The organism is Haemophilus haemolyticus, assembly GCF_001679045.1.
Taxonomy (GTDB): domain Bacteria; phylum Pseudomonadota; class Gammaproteobacteria; order Enterobacterales; family Pasteurellaceae; genus Haemophilus; species Haemophilus haemolyticus.
The window spans coordinates 121,807-140,740 of the sequence record NZ_LYCK01000014.1 but is presented as its reverse complement, the minus strand read 5'-3'; the positions used below and the strand labels follow the sequence as shown (position 1 = coordinate 140,740).

Sequence of the window (18,934 nt, the reverse complement as noted above, 5' to 3'; positions counted from 1 at the left end):
TTATAATGTCAGTTAGCAATAACCGTAAGACATTAAACGTTCATAACGTCGATTTAATAATTCTTCTTTATTTAGTCCATCGAGCTCTGCTAAATCTTCTTTTAAACGAAGTTTTAAGTTTTCAGCCATTTTCGCATAATTGCGATGTGCGCCACCCAAAGGTTCTTGCACAATGCTGTCGATAAGATTTAGTTCTTTTAAACGGCTTGCAGTTAATCCCATTACTTCAGCTGCTGTTGATGCTTTTTCTGCACTTTTCCAAAGAATAGAAGCACAGCCTTCTGGAGAAATAACAGAATAGGTTGAATACTGCAACATATTAACTTTATCGCCCACGCCAATAGCTAATGCGCCACCAGAACCGCCTTCACCGATAACGGTACAAATAACAGGAACGGTAAGTTGTGCCATTTCGCGTAAGTTACGAGCGATAGCTTCCGCTTGACCACGTTCTTCTGCGCCGATACCCGGATAAGCTCCCGGAGTATCAATAAATGTGATAATTGGCAATTTAAAACGCTCAGCCATTTCCATTAAACGTAACGCTTTACGATAGCCTTCAGGTGCTGGCATACCAAAATTGCGTTGTACTTTTTCTTTTACGGAACGACCTTTTTGATGGCCAATCACCATCACTGGGCGACCATCTAAACGTGCAAGACCGCCAACGATCGCTTTATCATTAGCAAAGGCGCGATCGCCTGCAAGTTCTTCAAATTCAGTAAAAATATGTTCGATATAATCTAATGTATAGGGGCGGTTTGGATGACGCGCCATACGTGAAACTTGCCAAGCATCGAGGTTAGCAAAGGTTTTTTTAGTGAGTTCGTTACTTTTCTTTTGTAAGCGTTTGATTTCATCAGTTAAATCAACTTTATCATCCGATGCTGCGCGTAATGCTTCAATTTTTGCTTCTAATTCGGCAATCGGCAATTCAAAATCTAAATATTCTTGGCTCATTTTCTTATCCTAAAAAGACCGTAAAAATCGACCGCACTTTATCAAGAATTAAAGTATGGCGCAAATGGTTTTCACTGGTTGGGCAAGCTTATAATCGCTCTTTTTTGAAGAGTGATAAGACAAATAAAAACGCTGAACAAATGACAACGGAAGGCCCAGCAGCGGTATCATAAAAGGCTGATAATATTAGCCCAGCTATAATTGATAACATACTGACTACAATTGCCCAGCCCACCATAGATTCTGGCGTTCTAGCAAAGCGACGAGCGGTTGCCGCAGGGATTATTAATAACGATGTGATTATTAATGCACCGACAAATTTCATGCTCAAGGCAATAGTCAATGCGGTTAATATCATTAAAATAAAACGCATTTTTTTGATATTAATGCCTTCAACTTGAGCGAGTTCTGGCGATACGGTGGTGGAAAGCAAGGATTGCCAAAAGTAAATTAATGTTGAAAGCACAATTATCACGCCAATCCCGATATAAATTAAATCGGTATAATTAATTGCTAGCAAATCCCCAAATAAGTAACTCATCAAATCTACACGTACATTTTGTAGTAATCCCACTGTCACCACCCCGAGAGATAAACAGCTATGAGCGATAATGCCGAGCAAGGTATCAATCGAAAATTGCGTATTGCTTTCTAACCACACCATTGCGATAGCAAGAATTAAGGTAAGCACGACAATCGCAATGTAAGGATTGACTTGTAAGAAAATACCTAATGCCACGCCTAGCAAGGCAGAATGAGAAAGGGTGTCACCAAAATAAGCCATTTTCCGCCACACCACGAATACGCCAAGTGGTGCGGTAATAAGTGAGAGCAGAATTCCTGTTAAAAGAGCAGGAAATAAAATTTCAAACATTATTTATCCTTATTTTGACAATGCACTGCTGATGAATTACAACCGCACACATCACCGTGTAAGGTGTGGTGATGATTGTGATGATGGGTATAAAAGCCGACATTTTGTGAGAGCTGATTTCCCCATAAACGCATAAATGTTGGATCATTTGAGAGAACATCGGGCGTGCCAGCACAGCAAATATGTTGGTTAATACACAATACTTCTTTACTATCCGCCATCACAATGTGTAAATCGTGTGATACCATCAATACGGCACAATTTAATTTTTGTTGGGTTTGATGAATGAGCTGATAAAGTTCTGCTTGCCCAGTAATGTCTACGCCTTGAGTGGGTTCGTCTAGCACAAGTAAATTTGGTTTATTTAAAATTGCACGCGCCAATAATACGCGTTGCATTTCACCGCCAGAAAGTTTTTGCATATTATTTTTGCGTAAATGTGAAATCGAAAGTTGCTCAAGTGCGGTGGATATTTCTTGTGTTTTAAGACCTTTCTTTAGTGAAAGGAATCGCTCGACCGTAATGGGCAAACTATGATCCAAATGGATTTTTTGTGGCACATAACCAATGCGAACATTTTTACTGTAAATGACTTCGCCAGAAGTGGGCGTTTGTAGTTTTAATAAGGTTTTTAATAACGTTGATTTACCACCACCATTTGGCCCAACAATAGTGATAATAGAATTCGGATAAATATTTAAATTAATATTTTGTAGTGCAGTTTTTTGTGCGAAAACCACATTGATATTTTTTAATTGAATGAGCGGTTGTAGGTTTTGCTCGTTGTGAATGGCTGTGATATTCATAAAATCGCCGTGTTTTCAACAATGGTTGGGGAAAATAACGCATTTTTATAGAATTCTCAAGATTTTCTACCCAATGTCGAATATTTAAGCGTTTGAATAATGGTTTTCCCGTAGAAATGAATTTTCTTTATAATATGTAGTCTGAATGCTGAAAACTTTTTTATTTTAGGAATCCTTGTGCAACACGTAAAATTAGCTAGAGATAGAAGAAAAAAACGCTCTCGTATTAAAGAGGGAGTGTTTTTTATTGCTATTTTACTGATTTTCTCAGGAATTTTACTCACTCTAAAAGATAATTCAGAACATCATGATTCACCAGAACAAGTTATTCCAGCAGTGGTGGATAATGTTGAGTATCAATCATTAAATACCTCAAATAAACAAGAAGAAAAAACAGCACACACTTCAGTCGAGCATCAGACAACAGAGCATCTTAATGATGAAGATGCAACATCTTATGATGATGAATTACAGGCTAAAGATGATGAAGTTGATGAAGTGAAACCTTCAACAGATGAACTGGATAATTTGCCGCAAAATGCACAAGATGCATTAAGTGGCTTATTAGATGCGGCAGATCAAGCAATTCGTATTACCGATCAATTTAGTCATACGGTGACGCGTGGCGATAGCTTAAAAGATGTATTGGAACTTTCTGGTTTGGAAGATGATACCGCACAGCGTTTAATTGCTGTGGACGGTGAGTTGGCAAATTTGAAAGCGGGTCAACAGTTCTATTGGATTTTAGATAAAAATGATGAATTAGAATATTTAAATTGGCTTGTATCTGAAAAAGAAGAACGTATTTATGAACGTGTTGAAGGTGGCAAATTTAAGCGTCAAGTTGTTGAAAAAACAAGTGTTTGGCGAAAAGAAGTATTAAAAGGTGAAATTAACGGGACGTTTGCGGCTAGCTTAAAAGCTCAGGGATTGGATAATCGTCAAATCAACCAGTTAACCACCGCACTTCAATGGCAAGTGAGTATTCAGAAGTTGAAAAAGGGGACTAAATTTGCAATTTTAGTTTCTCGTGAATATTTAGGCGAGAAACTCACTGGTCAAGGTAATGTTGAAGCGTTACATATTTCGTCTGAAGGTAAGAGTTATTATGCGGTTCAGGCTGCGAATGGTCGTTACTACAGCCAACAAGGGGAAACCTTAGGTAAAGGTTTTGCTCGTTATCCATTGCAACGACAAGCACGTGTTTCTTCACCATTTAATCCGAATCGTCGCCATCCAGTAACTGGGCGTGTACGACCGCATAAAGGTGTGGATTTCTCCGTTTCTCAAGGTACGCCGATTATCGCCCCTGCAGATGGCGTAGTTGAAAAAGTGGCATATCAGGCTGGAGGTGCTGGACGTTATATTGTTATGCGCCATGGTCGTGAGTACGAGACTGTTTATATGCATTTAAGTAAACCTCTTGTACGCGCAGGACAAGAAATTAAAAAAGGTGAGAGAATTGCACTTTCTGGTAATACCGGCATTTCAACAGGTCCACATTTACACTATGAATTCCATATTAATGGACGGGCAGTCAATCCGTTGACGGTTAAATTGCCTGGCACAAGTAGTGGAATGGGAACTGCTGAACGGAAACAATTCCTTGTTCGTGCACGCGAAGCAGAGCGAATATTAAAATTATAGTCATATAAAGTGCGGTTAAAATTTACCGCACTTTTCGTCTAGGCATTATCTACGGCAAAAGAAATCACTTCATTAATTTTCTCACAACCTAACGCAACCATAATTATGCGATCGACTCCCAGCGCCACGCCAGATGAGTTTGGTAAGCCAGCTTCTAACGCAGCGAGAAAACGTTCGTCAATATCTCGAATTGGCAATCCATGTTTCTTTCTTTGCTGATTATCTAATTCAAAACGATGTCTTTGTTCTCGTGCATCTGTCAATTCATGGAAACCATTTGCCAGTTCCAAGCCTTTGTAATAAAACTCAAAGCGTTCTGCAACCCGCTGATCTTCTGGACTAACTTGTGCTAGGGCAGCTTGCGTTGAAGGGAAATGATAAACCGCAATAGGTCGTTCTTTTCCTATTTGAGGTTCAACGACTTCACTAAATAAGAACTGCAATAGAGTATCTCGCTCTTCATCATCTTCAGCCATAAAGTTATGTTTACGCGCCGCTTCGATTAATTCTGAACGTTCTGCAGATAAGGGATCTAAGCCTACATATTCTTGGAAAACAAATTGGTAGCTTAAACTTTCTGCCGGTGGGCAATCTAAAATTTGTTGGAGTAAATCATCTACCTCATTAATTAAACGATGCATATTAAAGTGCGGTCGATACCATTCCAACATGGTAAATTCTGGATTGTGGCGATTACCAGCTTCTTCATTACGGAACACTTTGCTGATTTGGAATATTGGTCCACTGCCTGCAGCAAGCAAGCGTTTCATATGATATTCAGGGCTTGTAGAAAGCCAAAGTGTTTTGGATTGTTCACCAAAAGGTGCCAGAAATTCTGTGCTAAATGTGGAAAGGTGTAAATCAGTGACGCCAAATTCACTTAGAACAGGTGTCTCAACTTCAAGTAAGCCTCGCTCTGTAAAAAATTGACGAATTTCAGTAATAATTTTTGCACGTTTAAGCAGATTTTTTATATCGGCAGAAGGTTGCCAATGAGTAAGTGCGGTCATTTTTATTCCCATTTTTAAATTTGTATCATTGTAAACGAGAGCTCTTCTCAACTCAATCTAAGCTTTTTTGAGGTAGATCACAAAATCATACTTTTTCCCCTTTCTCTACATAAAAAACGTTATTAATTTGTAACAAAAAATGGCAGAATGACCTCACTAGATTACCCTTTTAGGGTGATTTCTATTTTTTACTTTCTACATTTATTGGAGGATATCGTGCAAACAGTTAATGTCGATATTGCGATTGTTGGCGCTGGTGGCGGCGGTTTACGTGCAGCGATTGCAGCAGCAGAAGCAAATCCTAACTTAAAAATTGCATTAGTTTCAAAAGTGTACCCAATGCGTAGCCATACTGTGGCAGCAGAAGGTGGCGCAGCGGCAGTTATCAAAGAGGAAGATTCTTACGATAAACACTTCCAAGATACCGTTGCAGGTGGTGACTGGCTTTGCGAACAGGATGTTGTGGAATATTTCGTACAACATTCACCAGTGGAAATGACTCAATTAGAACGTTGGGGATGCCCTTGGAGCCGTAAAGCAGATGGCGATGTAAACGTACGTCGTTTCGGTGGAATGAAAATTGAGCGTACTTGGTTCGCTGCCGATAAAACAGGTTTCCACTTATTACACACGCTTTTCCAAACTTCTATTCAATATCCACAAATCCAACGTTTTGATGAACACTTCGTATTAGATATTCTTGTTGATGATGGTCATGCTCGTGGTATGGTTGCGATGAACATGATGGAAGGTTCGCTGGTTCAAATTAATGCCAATGCGGTTGTAATTGCAACTGGCGGCGGTTGTCGTGCATTTAAATTCAATACCAACGGCGGTATTGTAACAGGTGACGGTTTATCTATGGCGTATCGTCATGGTGTACCACTTCGTGATATGGAGTTTGTTCAATATCACCCAACAGGTTTACCGAATACCGGCATCTTAATGACTGAAGGTTGTCGTGGTGAAGGCGGTATCTTGGTTAATAAAGATGGCTACCGTTATCTTCAAGATTACGGGCTAGGACCAGAAACACCAATTGGAAAACCACAAAATAAATATATGGAACTTGGTCCTCGCGATAAAGTTTCTCAAGCATTCTGGCAAGAATGGAAAAAAGGTAATACCTTAAAAACCGCGAAAGGTGTCGATGTTGTGCATTTAGATTTACGTCATCTTGGCGAAAAATATTTACACGAGCGTCTGCCATTCATTTGTGAATTAGCAAGTGCTTATGAAGGTGTAAATCCAGTGAATGAGCCAATCCCTGTTCGTCCAGTTGTTCACTACACCATGGGTGGTATTGAGGTTGATTTTAACAGCGAAACTCGTATCAAAGGTTTATTTGCTGTAGGTGAGTGTGCATCTTCAGGTTTACATGGCGCAAACCGCTTAGGCTCAAACTCTTTAGCTGAACTTGTTGTGTTAGGTCGTGTTGCAGGGGAGTATGCGGCACAACGTGCAGTTGAAGCTCAATCCGTAAATCAAAGTGCGGTTGATGCTCAAGCAAAAGATGTTGTCGCTCGTTTAGAAGTCCTTCATAAACAAGAGGGTAATGAATCTTGGTCTGAAATCCGTGATGAAATGGGTTCTGTAATGGAAGAAGGCTGTGGTATTTACCGTGACCAAGCAAGCATGCAAAAAGCAGTAGATAAAATTGCAGAATTAAAAGAACGTTACAAGCGTATTCGCGTAGCAGATAACTCAAGCGTGTTCAATACAGATGTACTTTACACAGTTGAGTTGGGGTATATCCTAGATGTTGCACAATCTATTGCAAATTCAGCGATTGAACGTAAAGAATCTCGCGGTGCTCACCAACGCTTAGATTACACTGAACGTGATGATGTAAATTATTTAAAACACACACTTGCTTTCTACAATGAGAATGGTGCGCCGCGTATCGAATACAGTCCGGTGAAAATTACTAAATCTCAACCTGCAAAACGTGTTTACGGTGCGGAAGCAGAAGCTCAAGAAGCCGCTGCGAAAGCTAAGGAGCAAGCAAATGGCTAATTCACCGGTAATGAATGTTGAAGTATTACGCTACAATCCTGAAATCGATCAAGAGCCGCATTTAAGTACTTATCAAGTACCTTATGATAACCAAACCTCCTTGCTTGATGCGTTAGGTTATATTAAGGATAAACTTGAACCATCTCTTTCTTATCGTTGGTCTTGCCGTATGGCGATTTGTGGTTCTTGCGGGATGATGGTAAATAACAAACCGAAATTGGCTTGTAAAACGTTCTTACGTGATTACAGCGGCCATATGCGTATTGAGCCGTTAGCAAACTTCCCAATTGAACGTGACTTAGTGGTTGATTTAAGCCACTTTATTGAAAGTTTAGAGGCAATTAAACCTTATATTATTGGTAACGAAGCACCAGCATTAGATGGTAAACCACATCCATCGAAAGAATTGCAAGTAAGCCGTACTAAACAAACGCCAGCACAGCTTGAGAAATATCGTCAATTCTCAATGTGTATCAACTGTGGTTTATGCTATGCCGCTTGCCCTCAATTTGGTTTAAATCCTGAATTCTTAGGCCCTGCAGCTATTACGATGGCTCATCGTTATAATCTTGATAACCGTGACCATGGTAAAGCAAAACGTATGTCATTGTTAAATGGTAAAAACGGGGTTTGGAGTTGTACTTTCGTTGGCTATTGCTCAGAAGTTTGTCCAAAACATGTGGATCCTGCTTCTGCTATTAACCAAGGAAAAGTGGAAAGTGCCAAAGATTATGTTATCTCTATGCTAAAACCAAAAAGCTAAGGGGGAAGGAATGTCAGTAACAGTTAGTAAACGTAAAAAATATGTTCGTCCAATGACAGCGACTTGGTGGCAAAAATTGGACTTCTATAAAGCTTATATGCTACGTGAAGCGACTTCAATCTTTGCTGTATGGTTTTGTATTGTATTGCTTTATGGTGTTCTTTGCCTTGCAAGCAATCCAATGCCAGGCTTAGGCATCTTGAGCTTTATTGAGTTTTTAAGAAACCCAATTGTGGTGTTCTTAAATATTATTACGCTTATTGCAACGCTTTATCATTCGGTGACATATTTCTTAATGACACCAAAAGTGATGAATATCATTGTGAAAAATGAACGCTTACCACACACTGTTGTAAGAAATGCACTTTGGGTGGTAACCGCATTAGTTAGCGTGATTACTTTAGTTTTAGTTTATATCTAAGGGAGAGAAAAAATGGTTGATCAAAATCCAAAACGCTCCGGCGAACCGCCAGTATGGTTAATGTTCGGTGCAGGCGGCACAGTGAGTGCAATTTTCTTCCCTGTCGTTATTTTAATTATCGGTTTGTTATTACCATTTGGTTTAGTCGATGCGCATAATTTAATTACTTTTGCTTATTCTTGGATTGGTAAATTAGTTATTTTAGTGCTTACTATTTTCCCAATGTGGTGTGGTTTACACCGTATTCACCATGGTATGCACGATCTTAAAGTGCATGTGCCAGCTGGTGGATTTATCTTTTATGGTTTAGCCACAATTTATACTATTTGGGTGTTATTTGCGGTAATAAACCTGTAATAAAAATGCTATAAATAAAAAAACGAGTCTAAGACTCGTTTTTTTATTTTATGTATTAAGTAAATATTTTTTAGTTTGTTTTACTTTAGAAATTCGATTGGATTTTTTATAAATGGCTCAAGTATTCAGTACCTAAATTTCCCATTTGTCTCAAAATCCAAGTTTGTTTTTTACGAACTAATAAGCTTGGCTTATTTACTTTATAAATGATTGGATTGGGCAACACAGCAGCTAAAAGTGCGGCTTCATTTTGAGATAAATTTTTAGCTGATTTTTTAAAGTAATAGCGACTTGCCGCTTCCACACCAAAAATGCCATTCCCAAATTCTGCAATATTTAAATACACTTCTAAAATACGTTTTTTTGACCAAGTCAGCTCAAGTAGCATAGTTGCTGGAACTTCTAAACCTTTTCGTAGCCAATTTTGTCCATGCCAAAGCATTAAGTTTTTAGCGGTTTGCTGGGAAATGGTTGATGCTCCTCGGATTCCTTTTTTAGATTTTTCGTTATACCGAATCGCTCGTTGGATAGCCTCAAAATCAAATCCTAAATGTTCAGGAAAACGCTGATCTTCTGATGAAATCACAGCTAATTGAATGTTTGGGGAGATATTTTCTAGGCTGACCCAGTTATATTGGATTTGATATCGAAAATCGCCTTGTAAAATATTAGCGATTTTTTGTTGTACCATATAAGCGGAAAATGGAATAGGTACAAAGCGAAAAATCAGCAACAAAGCAAAAACGGCGAAAAAAAAACGAAAGACAACTCGCTGCCAGTTTTTTTTCCACCATTTAGGACTAAATAAGTGAGAAAGTGCGGTAAAAATTCGCTTAGTTTTTTTCAATGAGATCAAGATGTTGTTTCATCCATTGCATAAAATCAGGATCCATCGTTTTAATCATATTGGAACCTCGAGTGATTGTGGCGGCACTTGTATTAAGATTTTGTTGAATTTCCCGCTGAGGCATATTTTTATCAATTAGCTGAGAGACAATCTGCAAGCGTAATCCTACAGCATCCCGTTCGTCTGCAGTTAATAATAAGGTTAGAAATTCCTGCGCTTTGTTTTCTTCAAAAGCAATTTTTAGCATTTGAAGAAATGCATTCCATTGTTCTAAATTGCGGCTGATATACATAATTACGCTCCCATTCCACACTATTAAACTAGTGCGATTAGTATAGCCGATTCAATTCTTCTTGGCTAAAGATTTGTGGGTTTTCTTTATTTTGTAAAATTTGATAGTAAAAGTCATAAGTGACGACATTTTGCACATAACCACGAGTTTCGTAAAAAGGAATAGATGCAACAAATTCGTCTAATGCTAATTTTCCATTAGTGCGACTTAACCATTTTTCTACTCGATTTGCCCCTGCATTGTAAGCGGCTGCAATTAATATTCGATTATTAGGATATTTTCCATTGAGTTCATTAAGATGTGCGGTACCTAGCACAATATTATTCAATGGTTTGAATAAATCTTGTTCGCCTTGATAAGGTAGTTGATTATTCTCTGCAGTCAATTTTGCTGTGCTTGACAGAAGTTGCATTAAGCCCCGCGCATTTGCTGAAGATTGTGCCATTGGATTCCAAGCACTTTCTTGACGGGCTATTGCCATAGCAAAAGTTTTGCTGATATTTAAATTCTGTAATGCTGCATTGAAGTATTCTGAATAAGCATTTGGCAGACGAAGGGGCAGGTAATCCCACGCTTTTGCAACAATAGAAGCATCAACAGCTAATTCAAACCATTGCTGGTTTTCAGCATATTCTGCAAGTTTTAGCTGAGTTGTGAAATCAGCATTATCAAGTAAAATTCGCCAACGTTGTTTTGCTAAACCATTTCGTCCAAGTTCTCTCAGCTCTCGAATCATGGCGAAAACTTGCTCGAAAGGAAGTTGTTCTTCTACGGTAAAACTTGGTGCTACTGGAAAATCAACTTTATACGCTTGCTTTAATTGTGCAGCAGCTAACATTGGATAGAACCCCCGCTCTTTTGAAAGTGCGGTTAGTTTTTCTATATTTTTTGATATATCTTGTTTAGCTTCCCAATAACGCCATTCTTGTTTTGCTTTTCCTTCAGTTGTAAGTGAATTAAGCCACAGAGAAAGGTCGGTCTTCTGCCAAATTGCCATTCGTAAACGGCGTTCGGTTAGATTATCAGTCTGTAATTGTCGGATTTGTTCATCACGCCATTTTTGAAAATCAGAGCTTTCATTATCAAAAAAACGATTTAAAAAGGCTATTTTCCACTGTTTGATTTCATCTTCTGAGAGTTGCCAAGTTTCAGCCCATTGCTGATAGAGTTCAAAACTTGGATTCTCTATTTGTTCCGATAATGTTTTTAGATAACGAGGAAAAGCCTCGATTAATACACTTTTATCTAAAGTGCTAGGATTACTGTTCTTTATAATCTCAGCAAGTTGTTTAGGATTTTCTACTGGATTTTGTTCTTTTTGATTCGTGTTATTTTCTTTAGCATTATCCGGCGTTGCTGAGGTTTGTTGTTCCTCAAGCGTGGATAGTTTTTGTAATAAGGTTTGAAATACTGGCGTTACAAAAGGGTAATTTTGTTGCACTAATGCATTGAGTTCATTTATTGCTTGTTGTTTGCCCTGAATGTCATCACTTTTTAAAAAGACGATTTTTGTCTCCCAAAATCGAGCAAGCAGATCATATTGCAAAGGATAGCCTTGCAATAAGTCTATTAAGTTTTTTGTGATATTTTGAGTCGCTTCAGAAAATTGCTGATTTTTTACCGCACTTTTTAACAAACCTTCAATCTGTAAAAAGGTTTCACGTTGTTTTAAACGTTTTAAGTAGTCTTGATGCTGTATTAACGCCCAGTTTTGTTTTTCTTGGTCAAGATTGATGGATGCGGTTGTCGTGTTAGGTGTATCGGCAAAAGCAGAAAGTGCGGTCAAAATGCAGAAAGAAATTAAAGCGACTTTTTTCATGTTAGCTTATTAGAATTGAGAAGGGCTAAAATACTTTTTTAAATGGTTTTACAATAACATCACCATATACGCCAGCTTCTACATAAGGATCTTGTGCCGCCCAGTCTTTTGCCGCTTGCAAGTTTGCGAATTGTGCAATGACGGTTGAACCAGTAAAACCTGCCTCTCCAGGATTTTCATCGTCAATAGCTGGATTGGGACCAGCCGTAAGTAAACGATTTTTAGCTTGAAGCTGTTTTAAACGAGCTAAGTGTTGCTCGCGTACGGCAAGACGTTTTTCTAATGTATTTGGAATGTCTTGAGCAAAAATTACATAGAACATCATTATTTCCTTCTATTAACAAGCGTTTTGTTCAGCCTCTAACTCCGCAATTGAGGCTAATGCTTTTTCTAATTCGTGGTTATTTTCACGAGGAATTGTGCGTGAGCGACTATTATTATCTACTGCAACGAAAGTAAATACCGCATCAGTCACGCAATAACGTTCACCAATTGGCTCACTGGCCACTTTTTTCACCCATACTTCTACTTTAATTTTAATGGAAGAACGTCCTACTTTTAGACATTGGCCGTAGCAACAAACCACATCGCCTACAGAGATTGGTTTGATGAAATTCATGCTTTCAACCGCAACGGTAACCACGCGCCCATGTGCGATTTCTTTTGCTAAAATTGCCCCACCCATATCCATTTGAGACATGATCCAACCGCCGAAAATATCTCCATTAGCATTGGTATCAGAAGGCATTGCTAAGGTTCGTAGTAATAGAATCCCTTTGGAATGGCGGCCATTTTTATCAGTAAAATTGGAAGACATTATTTTTCTCCATCTTTTGAATTTGAATCATCTTTAGGTAAATAGCGATAGATATAAGCACCTGAAATAATCGTTGCAATCACCGTCATACCAATAATTCCGAAAGATTTGAAATCAACCCAAGCTTCTTCCGACATATTATGGCTGATATAAATATTCACCAACATACAAATAATAAAGAATACTGCCCAACCGAGGTTTAGTGTATTCCAAGCCTTTTTGGGCAGTTGTAGCTCTTTGCCAAGTAATTTTTTGATTAATGGGGTTTTAAATTGAAATTGTGCGACGAGCAAAACAATGGCAAACAAGGCATTGATAATTGTCACTTTCCATTGTAAATAGCGGATTTCATTAAAGTAAGCAGTTAAAAGTCCAAAAAAAACGACCGCACTTGCCATGATTTTTTGTTGTTTTTCAACGGTTCCGTATTTCCATTTTAAAATCACGATCTGCAAAATTGTTGCAACTACTAATACGATAGCTGCTTCACGTACACCACTGAGTTTGTAAGTGACAAAAAATAAAATTAAAGGGATAAAGTCAAGGAGTTGTTTCATATTGATTAATCCTTCATAAATAAGCTGTAGAAACGATAAGTCACTACTAGCATAAAAATATTAAGTAATGCGGTGAAAATTCCTATCACCATATCAAACACAGCATTATTGGAAAATGCGCTTAATTGGAAAATGAGGACTGGCACTAGAAAATAAACCAGTAGGGTATAAATAAACAATACGCCTTTTCGAGTATTTCCTCGTATCCAAATTTTTCGGATAGTTTGCGAAAGTGTATCTTGAGTAGAAAGATAATGTACTGCCGTCAAATTTAAACGGACGAAGAACCAAACGCCAACAATCATCGCGATAAGTGACATGATAGAGGGCGATTTTTTTGTGAGTAATGCAGCAAATGCTTCACCAAGACCAAGTAACATTGGTGCAACCATTAATAGATCTAACAGAATTACACCTGCAAAACGGCGCAAGGTAAGTGAGAAGGTTTCCCCCAAAGTGCGGTAATTTTGTAAGCTAATTTTATGGATTGAGGCTAATCCCCAAGCTGCAATAAAGCTCGTTAAAATCTGAGTGATTGCAACTGAAAAGATAAAGCCAGTTATATCTCTATTCGCGAGATTTAATACATCATTTTTATTTTCATCATTAACTGGAAAACTTAAAAGTGCACTCGCGCTTTGCACAATAAATAAAATTGCGACAAATTGCAGCATGATTTTTTGTTGATTACGGAAGAAGTTCCAACTGTCTTGCAATACTTGTGTAAAGTTAATTTGCATGATTATCTCTCTATAAAAATGGTGGTGCAATTATACAGGGTTTGCTGATTATTGCATAAATATCGTTAGTGAGGTTATGAATTCACGTTGAATTGAGTATATAAAACAAAAGTGGGCAAGGACGCCCACTTTTTTGTTATCTTTAGAGAGATTATTCGTATTATTTTTTCTTCGCGTATTTTAATGAGTCAATGGCTACCGCTAGAATAATAATGCTACCTTTGATGATGTATTGCCAGTAAGGGTTTACACCGATGTAAGTTAAACCGTAGTTGATAACTGTAAAGATGATAACCCCAGTGATTACACCAATAACGGTACCCACACCACCAGCGAAGGATACGCCACCTACCACGCAAGCGGCGATCGCATCTAATTCATACATGAAACCTAAGTTGTTAGTTGCAGAACCGATACGACCAGCTTCGAGCATACCACCGAATGCATAGAACATACCTGCAATCATGTAGATGACAACTAAGTTACGCGCAACGTTTACGCCAGATACTTTCGCAGCTTCAGGGTTACCACCGATAGCAAATACGTTTTTACCGAAACGAGTTTTGTTCCACATAATCCATACTAATAATGCTGCGATAGCTGCATAGATCGTGATGTAAGAGAGTTTAAAGCTGCCGACTCGGAAGAATCCTTGCGCGAATGTTGAGAAATTTTCACTAAAACCTGCGATTGGAGAGCCACCTACAGCATCATAGTATAGTGAGTTGAAACCATATACGATGATCATGGTACCCATGGTTGCGATGAATGGAGTTACATTTAAGTAAGCAATAACTAAACCATTCACTAAACCAATTACTGCACCGATAGCACAAACTGCAAGAATTACCACAGGAATTGGAATTTCACCCATTTCAGGGAATACGCGGTTCATATTTTCCATTGATTGCAACATGGTTGCAGAGATAACCGCAGCTAAACCAACTTGGCGACCAGCAGATAAGTCAGTCCCTTGTGTAATCAACAATCCGGCAACCCCGAGAGCAATAATTAAGCGCACAGAAGATTGGGTTAAGATGTTACTGAAGTTGATTAAATTTAAAAAGGTTGGATCTTGCGCAATAATAATGCCGAGCAAAATCAGCAAGACAAAATAAATCGCATTTTGTTTTAATAAATCAAAGGATTTGTTTTTTTGTAAGGCACTCATGATTTGTTCCTTTTATCTTTATAAATATTTCGCAGCGAGTTGCAAGATTTCTTCTTGTGAAGTTTTTGCAGTTTCTACTATACCCGCCAATTTACCGTTACTCATCACTAAAATACGGTCAGTTACACCTAATAATTCAGGCATTTCTGATGAAATCATAATAATGCCTTTATCTTTTTTAGCGAGTTCTTGAATGAGTTGGTAAATTTCAAATTTTGCCCCGATGTCGATACCACGAGTCGGCTCATCAAGCATCAGAATTTCAGGTTGAGTTAAAAGCCAGCGACCGATAATAACCTTTTGTTGGTTACCGCCAGAAAGAGAACCAATTGTTGTTCTATGTGATGGCGTTTTAACATTCATTGAATCAATTACCCACTGGGTATCACTTTTCATTTTCTTCGTGCTAAGTAATTTCCATGGTGTGAGATAAGATTTCATATTTGAAATCAATGAGTTAAATTCAATGCTTAAATTGGAGTAAATACCCGTTGAACGACGCTCTTCAGTTACCAATGCAAAGCCATTATTAATCGCTTCAAGTGCGGTATGATTTTTCACGGTTTTTCCGTGTAACTTGATAGTTCCTTCGGTTAATTCACGTACGCCAAAAATAGCTTCAACGATATCAGTACGTTTAGCCCCCACAAGGCCTGCGATACCGAGAATTTCACCTTTTCGTAATTCAAAAGATACATCTTGAATGGATGGTTGATTTTTGGCGGTAAGATTTTCCACCTGTAAAATTACTTCTTTGGGCGTGTTTGTTTTTTCAGGGAAACGCTGTGTTAATTCACGACCTACCATCATTCCGACAATTTGTTCCATGCTGGATTCTTTTACGTTTACCGTGTTGATCCATTTACCGTCGCGTAAAATAGTAATTTCATCACAGATTTTGAAGATTTCATCCATTTTGTGAGAAATATAAATAATTCCGCAACCGCGTTGTTTTAATTTGTCGATAATTTTAAATAGATGCTCAACTTCTTTTTCAGAAAGCGAGGATGTTGGTTCATCCATGATTACGATTTTAGCGTTATATGAGAACGCCTTCGCAATTTCGATCATCTGCATTTGAGAAACTGAAAGTTTGGCGACCTTTTCTTTAGGATCTACATCGATATCCAATTCATCAAAAATCGCTTTAGTATCACGGTACATTTTGGCGTGATCGACAAAAGGTCCTTTAAGTGGATAGCGTCCAAGCCACAAGTTATCCATTACGCTAGTTTGGCGTACGAGGTTGAGTTCTTGGTGCACCATTGAAATACCATTCTCAAGGGCTTCTTTAGATGTTTTAAAATTGACGGGTTGGCCTAAGAAAAGGATTTCACCTTCATCTTTGGCATAAATGCCAAATAAGCATTTTAATAATGTAGATTTGCCCGCGCCGTTCTCACCCATTAAAGCATGAACAGAATGTGATCGAACCGTTAAGTTTGCGTTATCTAAGGCTTTTACGCCTGGAAAGGACTTGCAGACATTGGTCATTGTGAGCAGCACTTGGCTGTCTTGACTTTGAGTTTGAGATGTCATATCCAACCTCGTTAAAAAGGGGAAGGGCAACTTCCCCTTGGATTACAACAAAAATTGATGAGAAATTATTTTAAGAAGTCGCCTAAGTTGTCTTTATCTACACCAACATAAGGGATACGTACAACACGATCTTTTAATTCCCATTTTGTGCCTTCAGTTGCTGCTTTGCCTTGTGCTAAGTTGTTAGATAATTGAACAACTGCTTTACCTTGGTTCACACCATCGTTTAACACAGTACCAGCAAGTTCACCTTTTTTGATGAGTTGTAATGCTTCTGGTAATGCATCCACACCGAAGATAGGGAGTTTTTTACCATGTGCTTTGGTTGCTTCTAATGCGCCTAATGCCATGCCATCGTTGTTAGAAATAATTACTTCAATGTCGTTCGCTTTAGAGCTAGATAACCAAGCATCTACTTTATCTTTCGCCATTGCAGCATCCCACATACCAGTATCAATAAATAATTGTTCAGTTTGGATACCTTTTGCATTAAGTTCTTCAACTACGAATTTTGTACGTGCTTCAGCATCTGGGTGACCTGGCTCACCTTTTAATAATACGAATTGGATTTTGCCATCTTTATTTAAGTCTAGAGCTGGATTCGCTTTCCATTGTTTTGCAATTAAATCCCCTTGAATTAAGCCTGATTCTTTTGGATCAGTACCTACATAGTAAGCATGTTCATAAGAACCGATAGCTTTTGCACCTGGGTCTTTATTAAAGAATACAACCGGAATGTTGTCTGGTTTTGCTTTGCTAATAATGGTTGGTGCTGCAGCAGGGTCAACTAAGTTAATTGCAAGAGCTTTCACACCTTTGGAAAGTAATACATCAACTTGGTCATTTTGAATTGATTGTGCATTTTGGGAGTCATTCATTAATAAGTTAATGCCACCAAGTGCTTTAGCTTCTTTATCAATTTCTTTACGCATTAAAGACATGAAGTTGTCATCGTATTTGTAAATGGTTACACCAATTTTGTTACTTGCTGCGAAGCTAGAAGATGCTGCACCTAAACCGATAGCCAAAGCAACTGCACTTAATACTGCTGTTTTTTTCATAATAACGCTCCTATTTTGGAATGTTGATGTTAGAGATAAATATTGCATTACATTCTGCAATTAATGCCATATTAGCGAATAATCTGCTTGGAATCTGTGATCAAACTCACATAAATGAAAACGATTACATTAAAAATTCGGATTTGTGATCGCTATCACATTTTATGAGTGCGTTTATTTTCAAATTTAGATAGATTCCACAGAAAAACGACGCACTAATGTTGGGTTAAATTGAATTGTTGATGGCGTTCTCACCTCATTATCGACAAGGCTTAATGCAAGGTTAGCCGCATAAGTTGCCATTAAATCAATAGGATAGCGAATGGTCGTCAATTTAGGAATTAAATAACGAGCAATTGGCATATCGTCAAAACCAATGATTGAAAATTGGCTTGGTACACTAATATTGTTTTCATTGAGAACTGAAATGGCTCCCGCAGCCATTGAATCGTTATAGGCAACTACCGCAGTGAGATCTTTGTTATAACTAAGTAAATCAATCATGGCTTTTTCACCACCCTCGAAGTCTGGTGAATTGTGTGTTATGGCATGCTCAATAATTGGATAATTGTGATCTTTTAATGCAGTCAGATAACCATCTCGACGCTCAATTTCATCGAAAATTGCATGGTTAGATCCAATATATGCGATATGTTTATGACCACAACGGATAAGCATTTCCGTTGCTAAGTAGGTTCCTTTTTTATTATTTAAACTTACGCAACGATTTTCATAGCCTTGAATCACTCGGTTGATAATCACCATTCCTGGTACTGTTTTCAAATAATGGCTAAGTTCATCGTCAGATAACGCTTTGGAATGCACAACTAAACAACTACAACGCTTGCGAAGTAAAGTATCAATCGCTTCACGTTCCTTTTCTGCGTGGTGATAACCAATACCAATCAAGATTGTTTTACGATGTGCTTCTGCAACTTTATCTACAGCTTTCACTAAAATAGCAAAAAACGAGTCTGTTACATCGGTAACAACCACACCAATAGTATCGGTGTTTTGTATTGCAAGGGCTTTAGCATTTGCGTTTGGCTGATAATTAAGTTGCTCAATTGCTTGTTTTACTGCAAGGCGGGTGTCTTCACTCACTGAGGGATGTTGATTTACAACACGAGAAACAGTCGCAATAGATACATGGGCTAATTCGGCTACATCATGAATGGTGCTCATAGAATGCTCTCCATAATGAAATTACATTTCTTATTATGTTCTTTCTAAATAA

20 protein-coding genes are annotated in these 18,934 nt (G+C 38.2%); 5 read left to right on the top strand and 15 right to left on the bottom strand.

Annotation, left to right across the window (positions count from 1 at the left end; translation table 11 throughout):
- Positions 1 to 12: 12 nt before the first annotated feature.
- The 3 genes from accA to znuC form a co-directional block, all read right to left on the bottom strand.
- Complete coding sequence (gene accA / locus A8M50_RS08210; RefSeq protein ID WP_005633993.1) at positions 13 to 960, bottom strand: acetyl-CoA carboxylase carboxyl transferase subunit alpha; 948 nt, start codon at positions 958 to 960, stop codon at positions 13 to 15.
- Between the two features lie 88 nt (positions 961 to 1,048).
- On the bottom strand, positions 1,049 to 1,834 hold the full coding sequence (gene znuB, locus A8M50_RS08205; RefSeq protein ID WP_005633994.1) for a zinc ABC transporter permease subunit ZnuB: 786 nt from the start codon (positions 1,832 to 1,834) through the stop codon (positions 1,049 to 1,051).
- A complete protein-coding gene (znuC, locus tag A8M50_RS08200) occupies positions 1,834 to 2,640 on the bottom strand; it encodes a zinc ABC transporter ATP-binding protein ZnuC (protein ID WP_005645862.1) in 807 nt (268 codons plus the stop codon). Before znuC ends, znuB begins: the two co-directional genes overlap by 1 nt.
- A 177-nt stretch (positions 2,641 to 2,817) precedes the next feature.
- Here znuC and mepM point away from each other — a divergent pair, with 177 nt between their 5' ends.
- On the top strand, positions 2,818 to 4,287 hold the full coding sequence (gene mepM, locus A8M50_RS08195; RefSeq protein ID WP_005645997.1) for a murein DD-endopeptidase MepM: 1,470 nt from the start codon (positions 2,818 to 2,820) through the stop codon (positions 4,285 to 4,287).
- Between the two features lie 38 nt (positions 4,288 to 4,325).
- Here the strand turns inward: mepM and epmA are convergent, their stop codons facing one another.
- Complete coding sequence (epmA, locus tag A8M50_RS08190; RefSeq protein ID WP_005646020.1) at positions 4,326 to 5,297, bottom strand: elongation factor P--(R)-beta-lysine ligase; 972 nt, start codon at positions 5,295 to 5,297, stop codon at positions 4,326 to 4,328.
- 216 nt (positions 5,298 to 5,513) lie between these two features.
- Between epmA and frdA the strand changes: the two genes are divergently transcribed.
- From frdA to frdD, 4 genes are read left to right on the top strand one after another with little or no spacing between them, the layout of a single operon-like run.
- Positions 5,514 to 7,313, top strand: coding sequence for a fumarate reductase (quinol) flavoprotein subunit (frdA, locus tag A8M50_RS08185; RefSeq protein ID WP_005645925.1), 1,800 nt, complete (start codon positions 5,514 to 5,516; stop codon positions 7,311 to 7,313).
- Entirely contained in the window at positions 7,306 to 8,076 is a 771-nt protein-coding gene (locus tag A8M50_RS08180; RefSeq protein ID WP_005645965.1) for a succinate dehydrogenase/fumarate reductase iron-sulfur subunit, read from the top strand. Before frdA ends, A8M50_RS08180 begins: the two co-directional genes overlap by 8 nt.
- A 10-nt stretch (positions 8,077 to 8,086) precedes the next feature.
- Positions 8,087 to 8,497, top strand: coding sequence for a fumarate reductase subunit FrdC (frdC, locus tag A8M50_RS08175; protein WP_005645977.1), 411 nt, complete (start codon positions 8,087 to 8,089; stop codon positions 8,495 to 8,497).
- Between the two features lie 12 nt (positions 8,498 to 8,509).
- Positions 8,510 to 8,854 (top strand): fumarate reductase subunit FrdD, encoded by a 345-nt coding sequence (gene frdD, locus A8M50_RS08170; protein WP_005646000.1) that lies wholly within the window; start codon positions 8,510 to 8,512, stop codon positions 8,852 to 8,854.
- Positions 8,855 to 8,960: 106 nt separating this feature from the next.
- Here frdD and mtgA read toward each other — a convergent pair whose 3' ends face one another.
- The 11 genes from mtgA to A8M50_RS08115 form a co-directional block, all read right to left on the bottom strand.
- Positions 8,961 to 9,701, bottom strand: a complete 741-nt coding sequence (gene mtgA, locus A8M50_RS08165; RefSeq protein WP_032826560.1) for a monofunctional biosynthetic peptidoglycan transglycosylase — start codon at positions 9,699 to 9,701, stop codon at positions 8,961 to 8,963.
- The gene (gene trpR / locus A8M50_RS08160; RefSeq protein WP_005629736.1) at positions 9,688 to 9,993 is read right to left on the bottom strand and encodes a trp operon repressor; all 306 of its coding nucleotides are present in this window, start codon (positions 9,991 to 9,993) and stop codon (positions 9,688 to 9,690) included. The genes mtgA and trpR overlap by 14 nt, the downstream gene beginning before the upstream one ends.
- A gap of 37 nt (positions 9,994 to 10,030) precedes the next feature.
- A complete protein-coding gene (locus A8M50_RS08155) occupies positions 10,031 to 11,812 on the bottom strand; it encodes a transglycosylase SLT domain-containing protein (protein ID WP_005645983.1) in 1,782 nt (593 codons plus the stop codon).
- Between the two features lie 25 nt (positions 11,813 to 11,837).
- Positions 11,838 to 12,134, bottom strand: a complete 297-nt coding sequence (locus tag A8M50_RS08150) for a YciI family protein (protein ID WP_005646012.1) — start codon at positions 12,132 to 12,134, stop codon at positions 11,838 to 11,840.
- A gap of 15 nt (positions 12,135 to 12,149) precedes the next feature.
- Entirely contained in the window at positions 12,150 to 12,629 is a 480-nt protein-coding gene (gene yciA / locus A8M50_RS08145) for an acyl-CoA thioester hydrolase YciA (protein WP_005641128.1), read from the bottom strand.
- Positions 12,629 to 13,186, bottom strand: a complete 558-nt coding sequence (locus A8M50_RS08140; RefSeq protein WP_005645962.1) for a septation protein A — start codon at positions 13,184 to 13,186, stop codon at positions 12,629 to 12,631. The genes yciA and A8M50_RS08140 overlap by 1 nt, the downstream gene beginning before the upstream one ends.
- 5 nt (positions 13,187 to 13,191) lie before the next feature.
- Complete coding sequence (locus tag A8M50_RS08135; protein WP_005645978.1) at positions 13,192 to 13,926, bottom strand: hypothetical protein; 735 nt, start codon at positions 13,924 to 13,926, stop codon at positions 13,192 to 13,194.
- Positions 13,927 to 14,086: 160 nt separating this feature from the next.
- Positions 14,087 to 15,097 carry a galactose/methyl galactoside ABC transporter permease MglC gene (mglC, locus tag A8M50_RS08130; protein WP_005645969.1) on the bottom strand — a complete coding sequence of 337 codons (1,011 nt, stop codon included), beginning with the start codon at positions 15,095 to 15,097 and terminating at the stop codon, positions 14,087 to 14,089.
- 18 nt (positions 15,098 to 15,115) lie between these two features.
- Entirely contained in the window at positions 15,116 to 16,636 is a 1,521-nt protein-coding gene (gene mglA / locus A8M50_RS08125; RefSeq protein WP_005633425.1) for a galactose/methyl galactoside ABC transporter ATP-binding protein MglA, read from the bottom strand.
- Between the two features lie 65 nt (positions 16,637 to 16,701).
- Positions 16,702 to 17,697 carry a galactose/glucose ABC transporter substrate-binding protein MglB gene (gene mglB / locus A8M50_RS08120; protein WP_005628316.1) on the bottom strand — a complete coding sequence of 332 codons (996 nt, stop codon included), beginning with the start codon at positions 17,695 to 17,697 and terminating at the stop codon, positions 16,702 to 16,704.
- Positions 17,698 to 17,883: 186 nt separating this feature from the next.
- On the bottom strand, positions 17,884 to 18,882 hold the full coding sequence (locus A8M50_RS08115) for a substrate-binding domain-containing protein (protein ID WP_005645866.1): 999 nt from the start codon (positions 18,880 to 18,882) through the stop codon (positions 17,884 to 17,886).
- Between the last annotated feature and the right edge of the window lie 52 nt (positions 18,883 to 18,934).